The following is a 10,011-nucleotide window of genomic DNA, read 5'->3' on the forward strand; positions in this document are numbered from 1 at the left end:
GGAACCAAGCCAAAGAAGCTGCCGATCCCCACCAGGAAGGCCGCCAGCCCCGATACCGTGACCAGGGTCGAGCCTTTTCCGGTGACTTTTTCGACATTATCCAGGTGGGCGGACAAGTCCGAGTGCTGAGTGTCACTCAGTTGACCCTGGTGGTTGCACTGGGGGCAAGGTACTGATTGGGCTTCCTGCAGGGCCTTCGAGTCGTTCCAGTTGAGAGGCCAGGTACCCTGGCAGGCCGGACAGGTGAGAACGGCCATGGTATCCAGCGGGAATTTTTCCTGCTTCATCGTATGCTCTTCCTTGAGTCGCTTGTGTGGTGGTCAGGCTTGGCAGTGCCTGAAAGGCAGTGTTCGGTATGCCGAGCGGGGTGCGGGCGCCGCCTCGACACCGAAGCGTTGCTCGATATCGCCCATCTCGATGAACTGCTCGCCACGCTGATAGGCGGCGCGTAGCTGTTCGCCGAGTTCGTTCAGCTGCCGGGAGGGCTTGGCCCACTGCGCCTTGGGCAGCGGCTTGGACCACTCGGCCAACCAGTCCTGGGGAACCGCCTTGGGCAGCACATGCTTCATGCGGTACTCGGTGTACCAGTGGGCGAGGCGGGCGTGCTCCCAGCGGCGCTTGCGCCGAAAACGCCGCCAGCGGGCCATGTCGTTGGTGCGCTCACATGCCGCTTTTTCACGGGCCACGTAGGCGTCGTACCACTCCAGGCCCCACTCCTGGGCCGAGGGGGTAATGGCTTCGGGGCCCTCCTCCATAAAGCGGCGAATATACTCCCACTGGGCCAGCGCCCCCGGCAGGCCGCCGACGCCGACGACGATACCGGCTCCGGGCAGGGTATAACCCGGGCGCTCGGGATCGGGGGGCAGCAGGGCGAAGTTCCAGCCGAAGCCGGTGACGGCCCCGGCGCTGAGGCTGGGGTTGAAGACCGCCAGGGCGATCACGTCCTCCCAGGGCACCAGTACCGTCTGGCGCTCCTGGCCGGCGCGCTTGCGGCAGAAGTCATAGAAATGGGGATAGAGGGGAAGAAAGACCAGGGAAGCGATATGCAGAAGCAGTATTTTAATAGGGAAGGTCGCTTCCGATGAGGTCAGCCAGTCATAGCTCCCTGTGAATGCCAGAGCGCCAGTTGGCATGGCAATGGCACCTGAAAATGCCATTAGCCACATGTTCGTAGGGGATGGGAGCCAGAAACGCTTCCCTGGGTTGTCCACTACAAAGGCCACCTCGCGGCGCTGGCGATGCAGGCGAATAGGAGGGATTCGCTTAAGGACAACATTGGGAAAGGCAATCCCTGTGAAGAAAGGGAAAAGCAGAACCCCATAGAGGGCCCCTACCCACCAAACTATGACTTGGAATGGCAATGACCCTTTGATAATGGCCATAAGCAGTAGCACTATCCCAAAGGCTGCCATAAATATTGCCAATCCACTGGCGATATGACCCGTGGTCATTAGGCTCTCGTGACTAGCCCCCTGGCGCAGGTCCATGGTGGTCTCGTCGTGGCGAACGTCGATATGGGCGACGTCCACCCCCTGCTCGCTATCGGTGGGCAGGGGCAGGGGGCTTAGGCAGTACTGCTTGCCCCCGGCGCGGCTTTCCCGCTCGCCGGCGCGCATGGGGGGCAGCGAATCGTCGATGGTTGGTGTGGGCATGGTGCGTCAAATCCCTTGTCGTTATTGCCAGGCCGTCAATGACATGGCTGGCCAGTTGCCCACCTTCCAGCGGGTGAGAAAGCGATCGCCGAGGGCAGGCAGGGGGCGCCACTCCGCGGAGAGGGGTGTGCCACGCTACCGCCGGGGAAGACGGTCGGGCGCCTTCCCTGGCGGGTGAGAATGGGCGCCACGTTCCGTGTGGCGCCGGGACAACGAAATGACTGGATGGCTCTCGCTATGTGTGGCCTTCTTGGCGAGGTGTCGGCCAGCGGGCATATGAGATATCGTGCCAGTGTCAATCCACCGCGAAGGCGCCATCCGAGTCGACGTCCAGCTTGCATTCACGGTAAGGCGTCTTGGGCAGCTTCTCTCTAATAAAGGCGATGCTCTTGTCGAGGTCTTGCTTATGGCAATAGAGCGTCTTATAGGCGAGATAGCTGGATCCATCTTCGCTATCGTGGTAGGTGAAGCGCAGGCCGATGACGGCGCGCTGTCGCCAGACGGCGATTTCTTCCGCGTTCTTCCAGTCGATTTCATGGTACTGATCGTCACGCACCATCGATTGGTAGTTCTTGGACGTGCCCATCAGTGCGGCGGCGATCCCTATGCCAACGGGCCCGATAGCGGCAATAAGAAAAGCCGGATCGATGAATATCAGGAAGAGCACCAGCACGCCGGAGCCGATGGCCGTCCAGGTCATGACCGGCTTGACCGAGTCGATCTGAGGCTTCCAGGAGAACACCTCGATACGCTTGTCGGTAAGGCGGTAGACGATAATGGCAGTCTGATGAGTCATACTCATGGTGATAAGCACGCCAAATAGAAACATCCCCCCTCCCCCTAATAGTGAGGGAAGTAATTTTTCTTCGGCCATGAACAATAAAAATCCAACAATCAAGCATGCAAAAAGCATAATAAAAAAAAGCACATTGGCAATGAAGGTGTTGTAATTTCTTGCGCGTATCTGCCACGCCATTAGTGCCGGCTCATCGGCATGCTTCCATGGCATCTGTGCCACATAATCCTGCTTGGGTTGGATAAACCACATGGTCGTTTTCGTCTCCTAAGGGGTCGGTACGGTCAGCTCGATGGTCGCCGATGAGTTCAGTCCGCGGTACCGACCGTCGACCTCTACCTCGTACTTGCCCTGTCTCGGCTCGGCTTTGTAGAAAGTGAAGCCGAGCCCACCGTTGCTATCGCCATACACGGCTTCGTCATAGGATACCCCGAATAGGAAGGGCTGGTCGTCCGGTAGCTGATCGGCAGGCAGCCAGGCCTGCCAGACCCGCAGCGGGTCATCCTCACCGTAGGTTGCAGCTTCAGGCAGTTCTCGATCCTGCCCGCTGGTCGGACGCTCACCAAGGCTCTCCGATGAGGCCCAGAAGCCACCCGCGGCACTCTGCGAGATCGTCACCTTTTCACCCCCCAGGGCGGCGGGCAGGGCCAGCTGAATCCAGTAGCCTTGCAGCGTTTCCACCCTTCTACCAGGCGAGAATTGAGAAGAAGTCTGTGATATATCGAACTCGGCCTTGGCCGTGACTACCGGTGTCAGCTTGAGCGAGGGAGCCAAGAGAGCCTCGTTGAGCGCACGCAGCTCGGCGACCCGCTCGGCATCGCTATCGGACCACCGCTTGGCCTTGCCCCAGGTGCTCTGATGGAGCCATAGACGAACCCCCTCGCGGTGATAGTGATCGGCGAGCATGGAGGCAAGCAGATAGCCAACACTTAGAGCCAGAAGTGCCCAGCTAGCCCAAGGAGCAAGAATCCAGCCAAAGGCAAACCAGCGGCCGAATAGGGCTCCTCCAAGCTGGGCACCTCCGACAATAGACATACCGGTAGTAACGTAAAATTTTGCAGTAAGAGCACGATACTCCTCGTTACTTGTCGATGACCCACGTTGTTGATAGATCTGCCAGGATTCAATACCTGCCCCGATAGTCGCAAAGGCCGCCATACCCGCGACTCGACTCGATAGCTTGGCGGCGATTCGTGCTGCACTGGCTTGCCCGGCGGCGTGCCACCGGGATATTCCTGCTCCGGTTATTCTCCTCGCGGTTCCACGCAACGAGGCCGTTCTATTGGCATGCCGCTGCCAGTAGGGCATAACCCATAGTGCCATTACCGCGGCACTGGCGTAGCTGGCCTGGCTGGCGATCTTTTCCATATCGGCCCGGTTCATCCCGTCCTGCTGGGCCGTTCGCACGCTATCGGCGACATTGACCAGATTGAGCGCGGCGACCAGCAGTGGCAGGCCGCCGATACCACGTCGCTCCATCCATTGGGTCATGCGCTGACGGGCGGCGGCGGCACCCCCTGCGGCCTGCTCGACGCGCAGGCGATGCTGCTCGCGCAGTTCGTCGAAGCCCAGGGAGGCAAACGGTGCCGTTGCGCCCTGGGCAGGACCTGCGGTAAAGCGCTTTGGCTCTTGCAGTGCCAAGGCCCGGTAGTCATTTTCGAGCGAGCTGATCGTGCGGAACAGCTCGGCACGCCGGCCAGGGGACATGGGGGCTCGTAGCAGTAGTCGCTGGGTCTTGATCTGCGTCGACAGGCGCAGCATGCCGGCACGCCAACGGCGCTGCTGGGCCAAGGCCTCGCCGTTGCGCTGCAAGAAGGTACCCTGATTATCGGGGTGAACGAAGGCCGCCAGCATGGCAATCGAGGTCCCCCTGGCGATTTGCTGGGTGGCTACTTGCGCCCCGGCCCCGGCCGCGGGCAACGCCTGGTAGGCGAGGGCCTCCCAGGCGGTCTTGCCGGCACCGGCGACGACTCGCTGCAGGGTAGCGAAGGTCTCCTGGATCGGAGCGGCCAGGGCCTGGAAGATCGCCGATTGCTGAACGTGCTCGAGATCCAGGACGCTCTTGAGGTTATTGGCGGCGTTGGAGAGGTCGGTGGTATCGCTGATACTCATGCCGCTGCCGGTATCCCCGGGAGGCGTGCCATCCAGCCACTCCTGGGCAATGGCTTCGAAGGCGGCGCTCAGGGCCGGGCTGAAATTGAAGGGCCCAGTACCGATCAGGGTATCGCGTTCCCGGAAGGTGTCGGTGAGCCATTGCCGTCCTTGTTTGCTGGCCCCCACGGCTTCGCTGATCATGGCCGTGAACTCGATCAACCCCTGACACTGCGCGTCATCAGTGGGGTCGTAACATAAGGCTTCTGCGTCAGTGGGAAGGCGCTCGAGCCAGGCCAGAACATCGTCGAGTGCGGATTGAGCATGGGCTTGTAGGCGCTCGAGACGCGGCTGATGCATGTGGATGAAATCCATGGCGCCTGCGTAGTCAACGTCATAGCGCCAGAGCCCACGGCTTTGCCAGGAGTCATGAGCCTCGCGACTGGGAGGCGTCACACCCAATTCACGTAGTTCGGCTTCGCTCTCGCGAAGCGTCTCGTGGGTTTCCAGTGCCGCCTGGGAGATGTGCTGGGTGCCGGTGCGTGCCCAAATCATCTGGCTTTCTGCTTCCTGAGCGGCTGCCTCGACCGTGGCCTGATGATGGCGCTCCAGGAGGGCAAGGACACGGCGACGAGCCTCGCTATTTTCCTGCAGCGCCTCTGGCAGATTGCTGTCGTCGGGGCCACATAGGGCCTGCGTCACCAGGGCTGTTTCCAGCTTGTGGCCATGTTCGTCGAGGAAGGCTTCCAGCTCCGCTTCCCGACCCAATAGCGCCATGGTCAGATCGTTGACGATACCGAGGTCGTCATCCAGGGCCACGAACAGCGCTTCGTCATGTTTTTTGACGTTGGCCAGTACGCTGTCCTGGGTGATTTCAGGCTTCTGGGCGAGTACTTCGTAAACGCTCTCTTCGCCGTCATCGCCGGCGTCTGCTACATCGCTGCCCCATTCGACGGTGGCCACGGTGGTGGAGGTAAAGTTGTCTACTGCGCCGTTTGGGGGGATATCCGCTACATGCTCGCCAAGCGAGGTCAGCGGGCCGACATGCGCCGGCAAAGGCGCGTTACCGGTAGCCGTGGTGGCGCATAAGGCCGCCATCAGGTCGAGCGGCCGCATCAGGCGCTGACGCGTCTCGGCGTCGGCGAGCATATGCTCGCGGATGCGCTCGGTCCACTGCACTGACGAGTAGGCCAAGGCCAGGTGGGCACGCGTGGAGTAGGTGAGGTGCGGCTCGTCATTGAAGGTCGCGCCGTCTACGACATACTCATCGATGCGCTGTTCGCCGTTCTCTTCGACATACACATAGAGCCAGCCATCGCGCAGCTGTCGCAGGGTGTAGCCCCGCGTTGCCAGGCTGGGGTAATCAGGGCCTTGCCAGCGCTCAGACAACGGGTGAGGAGCCGGCTCATCGGCCTGACTGGGAGCTTCGTCGATGGCGTAGCGCACCGGGAACAGCGTGACATCGATCAGCAGCGGGCAGACACCACCACCGAAGGACGTTTCGTCGAACGCGGCATCTCGCGCCGTACTTTGGACATCCGTGTCAGCCATGAGAGACCTCGCTTGATGAGGGCGTTGATGAGGTTACGACACCCTGCCGCTGGGCCTCGGGCAAACGGCACCAGGCATCCAGGGCATAGAGGCTGTCGGGGCGAGCGGGTCGCGCCCCCGGGGGGAGCGTGGCCACCCAGCGGGCATACAGCCCGTCGTGAGCGGTCATGAAGTCTTCGCCCCAGTGCAGGCTAAGGTCCACCCAGATGGCCAGTTGTCGCTCGGTCGATGCGCCCCATACGATGGCGTCGTCAAGACGTGCGTCGAGCCAGTCACCACGCTCAGCCACGGGCAGGGCGTGCCAAGCCGTGGTGGCCTGAGTCGCGAAGTGGGTGGTCAGGCGCTCCTTGAGCCGCCAGCGTGCCACCGCATCAAGCGCGGCCAGTTGAGCAGGCCCCATGGGTGGGATGGGCGCATCCGGGGCCGCAGTGGCGCCATCGGCATGAAAGGCTTGCCACCGAAGGGGGCGTGGCTCCACCCAGTTCGGCGACCAGTCCGCGACCCACCAGGTGGCGATGGGGCCCATAAGAGCCGCCGGCACGTTGCTACCGTAGCTGGCCAACCAGTGGCGTGTCACCAGCGGATCGGCGAAGCGCAGCAACTTCTCGGATTGGCCTTCTTCCTGAAAGGTGACGCACTGACGAAGGTGGTCACCCAGCTCGTCGGTGCTCGCTTCGCTGCTCAGCAGCGAGAGCGCACACGGTAGCCTTTCGTTGCCGCCGGCACGTGCTTCATCGGCCAGGCCGGTGCCCTTCAGGCGCGCCAGGATCGGCCCCTGTTCGGCTAGAGCGGACCAGCGGGTCATCAGGTAGAGCGGCTCGATCTCATCGAGGTCGTCGCGCGCGTACAGGCGCCTGAGGGCGTCGGGATAACGCACGCCATCCACCAGCACATGGGTGACTGCCCGGGCGGACTTCATTTAATGACTCCCCTGGCTCGAGTCTTCGCAGATCTCGCAACTGGCGGGCTCCCGGAGCAGGGCCTTCAGCTGTGCGGGGCGATTGATCGGGGCAATCGCTTGGTGGCTCTCCGCCGTGGCCTGCCGCGGCAGTTGCGGGGCCTCGGCGGCCTGGCCGCTGCCCGAGCCGGGGCTGCCGCCGGAGTTGATCTTGACGCTGGCGCCGCTGATGGTGACCCCAGAGGGGTCGAGCTTGACGAAGCTGCCGCCGGCCTGGAGGGTGATCTCGGCGCCGGCCTCGATCACCACCTTCATGCCGGCCTTGTGGTGGACCTCCTGGCCGGCCTCCACCAGTTGGGCGCGGCCGTAGCGCTCGTGGCGGCTGGCGCCGACGATCAGGTGGTCGTCGCCGTCCACCTGGGCGTGGCGGTTGCCGTGCACGGTGAGGTGGTCGTCGCTGTCGATTTCACTGATGCGGTCGTGGTGCACCTTGAGGTGGCTGTCGTTGCCGACCTCCTCGGTGCGGTCGTTATTGGTGAGTAATTCCAGGTCCTTCTGGGCGTGCAGCCAGATCTGCTCCTGGTCGGCCTGGTCCTCGAAGCGCAGCTCGTTGAAGCCCTCGCCCTGGTGGCTCTGGGTGCGCAGCACGGTGCGGGTCTTGTGCTCGGGCAGCGCGTAGGGCGGGGTGTTGACCGCGTGGTAAGTGCGTCCGGTGATCAGCGGCTGGTCCGGGTCGCCCTCCAGGAAGGAGACGATCACCTCGTGGCCGATGCGCGGGATGGCCAGGCTGCCATAGCCACCGCCGGCCCAGCCCTGGCTGACCCGCAGCCAGGCGCTCGCCGTCTCGTTGGGCTCCGCATAGCGGTCCCAGGGGAACTGCACCTTGACCCGGCCGTGTTCGTCGCAGTGGATCTCCTCGCCCTCGGGGCCCACCACGAAGGCCACCTGGGGGCCGTCGACCCGGGGCCGGACGGGCGGTTCGGGGCGCCAGGCCCGGTCGGCGGGGGCCAGCACCAGGGTATTGGCGAGGGTGGTCAGGCCATCGGCCTGGGTGGCCTCCTCCTCCAGGGCCTGGGGCTGGGTGCCGGTGTGAACCGCCGCCAGCACCTGCCAGTCGCGGTTCGTCTCGTCGAGGTCGTGGCCCTCGAGGGTGAAGCGGGTGCCGGGGGCCAGCTCCGGCAGGTCGCTCTCGGCCTCGGCGGCGCAGCGCCTCGAGGCGGATGCGGGTAAAGGCCGCGCCGGAGGCGTCGGCCTTGTAGCGGCCCGGGTAGTCGTAGTGCTCGTAGTCGTCGCGTTGGGCGTGGGTCTCGAGGTCGGCGGCGGCGTGCTCGTGAAGCTGGGCATAGGCCGGCTGCTTGAAGCTGTAGTCCTTGAGCACGGCGCTGGCCGGGGCCACCCGCGAGACCTGCTTGAGCTTGCGCAGGTGGCGCTGTGGCGGGGTGCCGCCGGCGCGGCCATGGTAGGTCCGCGGCCCCAGGGCGCCCAGCACCTGGGGATCGTCGGCGAACACCAGGCGGTGGCCGAACGCCTCGACGCCAGTCACCTCAATATGCGCTCGGTGAAGCCGCTGGACCGGGACGCCGTGCTGGCCGCCGTCGCCGACCACGACCTGCTGGTGACCCTGGAGGAGAACGTGGTGGCCGGTGGCGCCGGCAGCGCCGTGGCCGAGCTGCTGGCCGCCGAGGGCATCCCGGCCCCACTGCTGCAACTGGGCCTGCCCGATGCCTTCGTCGAGCACGGCAAGCCCGCGGAACTGCTCGCCGACTGCGGCCTCGACGCCGCCGGCATCGAAGCGGCCATTCGCGCCCGGTTGGGCTGATCGCTGGGGCCACCAACGACAAGGGGCCTCCCGCTAAGTGGGAGGCCCCTCGTCGTTAGAGCGAACTAGGCTTGATCCAGGCGAACCGACAGATCGGAGCGGTTATCGAACAGCAGCTTCAGCAGCGAGAAGATCACCAGCCCGACGGGTAGATAGAGCATAAAGCCGAGCCCGCCAAAAAAGAGGGCGACGATCAGCCCACCGATACCGTAGGGCAGCATAAAGGCAAACATCGCCTTCCCGAAGCGTCCCTTCCTCTTCATGAAATCCGCCAGCTGTTCCTCCTCTTCTGCCTGGATCCGCAACTCGCTACCACAGCCGGGACAAGCGGCCGTCCTGGATGCCAGTGACCCACTCCGAGTCCTCGCAAAAATGGGAGGCGCAGGCGGGGCACTCGAAATCCAGGTCCTGGAATACGGCCTTCTCTGCTTCCTTGCTCACTGTTTCATTCTCCTGTGTGGGGTAGGGGGACGATGCCGTAGCGGGCACTAGCCATGGGACGCTTTTGCCTCTTTACTATCCTGGTTAAGCAGCCGATGCAGCTTGGCGCGACCGAAGGTTTTGATCATCGGCAGTACCAGGAGGCTCGAAGGCGAGGTGGGCAAGGCACCGATGGCGAGGAGTACCATGGACGGAATGGACCACTTCTCTTGGCCAGGCTTATAAGCATATGACATCAATGCCAGGCCCGAGAGGGTGAAGGCCACGCAGGCAAGGAGGTAGGGGTAAAGGAATTCGATATTATTGCTGGAGGTGTAGAAGAGCCCAACGCCTGCGATCAATGCGACGTAGATCATGGTACAGATAATCCCCAGGTCAGAACTGACCTCCTGTTGATCGACGCCTCGTTCCTTCAGAAAATCGAGCAAGGGGGCCTGAAGTTCTCCGGCGTGCTTCAGGTTTACGAGGCTCTCTTTCTGGTTCATTATGAAGAGGGGTTTGTTGCTTTCGTTCCTGATCTCTCCAATGCCTGCCTTGCTGGGGGCCGTGACGACTCTTCCGCTCTTTGTTCTGAGCACAAGGCTTATGCTCGCATCATGATGCTGAAGGTCCTGGTACAGGGCTGTAGTGGTCAAGCGTTTTTGGCCGCTGAGTTTTGAGCATTCCAGTAGTTCTTTTCTGCCATGTTCGGCGGCAGTCCATCGTTATGCTTGTGCGACCTGAGACTGCTGTAGTAACCGATCATATAATCAGTGACAGATTG

7 protein-coding genes and 2 pseudogenes are annotated in these 10,011 nt (G+C 62.8%); 1 reads left to right on the top strand and 8 read right to left on the bottom strand.

What is annotated here, in order from left to right; translation table 11 throughout:
* From IHD13_RS17430 to IHD13_RS17455, 6 genes and pseudogenes are all read right to left on the bottom strand, one after another.
* The coding region (locus tag IHD13_RS17430; RefSeq protein ID WP_195862311.1) for a hypothetical protein at nucleotides 1-287 on the bottom strand (287 nt) is incomplete at its 3' end.
* A 33-nt stretch (nucleotides 288-320) separates the two neighbouring features.
* Complete coding sequence (locus IHD13_RS18325; protein ID WP_230086401.1) at nucleotides 321-1,133, bottom strand: hypothetical protein; 813 nt, start codon at nucleotides 1,131-1,133, stop codon at nucleotides 321-323.
* An 814-nt stretch (nucleotides 1,134-1,947) separates the two neighbouring features.
* Complete coding sequence (locus tag IHD13_RS17440; protein ID WP_195862313.1) at nucleotides 1,948-2,700, bottom strand: hypothetical protein; 753 nt, start codon at nucleotides 2,698-2,700, stop codon at nucleotides 1,948-1,950.
* A gap of 15 nt (nucleotides 2,701-2,715) precedes the next feature.
* Nucleotides 2,716-6,090: a T6SS effector BTH_I2691 family protein gene (locus tag IHD13_RS17445; protein ID WP_195862314.1), complete on the bottom strand. Its 3,375-nt coding sequence runs from the start codon at nucleotides 6,088-6,090 to the stop codon at nucleotides 2,716-2,718.
* The gene (locus IHD13_RS17450) at nucleotides 6,083-7,009 is read right to left on the bottom strand and encodes a DUF4123 domain-containing protein (RefSeq protein WP_195862315.1); all 927 of its coding nucleotides are present in this window, start codon (nucleotides 7,007-7,009) and stop codon (nucleotides 6,083-6,085) included. Before IHD13_RS17450 ends, IHD13_RS17445 begins: the two co-directional genes overlap by 8 nt.
* Nucleotides 7,010-8,507, bottom strand: a pseudogene (locus IHD13_RS17455) (type VI secretion system Vgr family protein); the annotation flags it as partial.
* On the opposite strand from IHD13_RS17455, the pseudogene IHD13_RS17460 reads away from it, so the two are divergent.
* Nucleotides 8,505-8,807: pseudogene (locus IHD13_RS17460) on the top strand (transketolase C-terminal domain-containing protein); the annotation flags it as partial. The pseudogenes IHD13_RS17455 and IHD13_RS17460 overlap by 3 nt on opposite strands.
* A 65-nt stretch (nucleotides 8,808-8,872) precedes the next feature.
* On the opposite strand, the gene IHD13_RS17465 reads toward IHD13_RS17460, so the two are convergent.
* Complete coding sequence (locus IHD13_RS17465; RefSeq protein WP_195862316.1) at nucleotides 8,873-9,070, bottom strand: hypothetical protein; 198 nt, start codon at nucleotides 9,068-9,070, stop codon at nucleotides 8,873-8,875.
* Nucleotides 9,071-9,295: 225 nt separating this feature from the next.
* Nucleotides 9,296-9,883, bottom strand: a complete 588-nt coding sequence (locus tag IHD13_RS18330) for a hypothetical protein (protein WP_230086402.1) — start codon at nucleotides 9,881-9,883, stop codon at nucleotides 9,296-9,298.
* Between the last annotated feature and the right edge of the window lie 128 nt (nucleotides 9,884-10,011).

It is taken from the genome of Halomonas sp. 328 (assembly GCF_015645095.1).
In the GTDB taxonomy this organism is placed as follows: Bacteria; Pseudomonadota; Gammaproteobacteria; order Pseudomonadales; family Halomonadaceae; genus Bisbaumannia.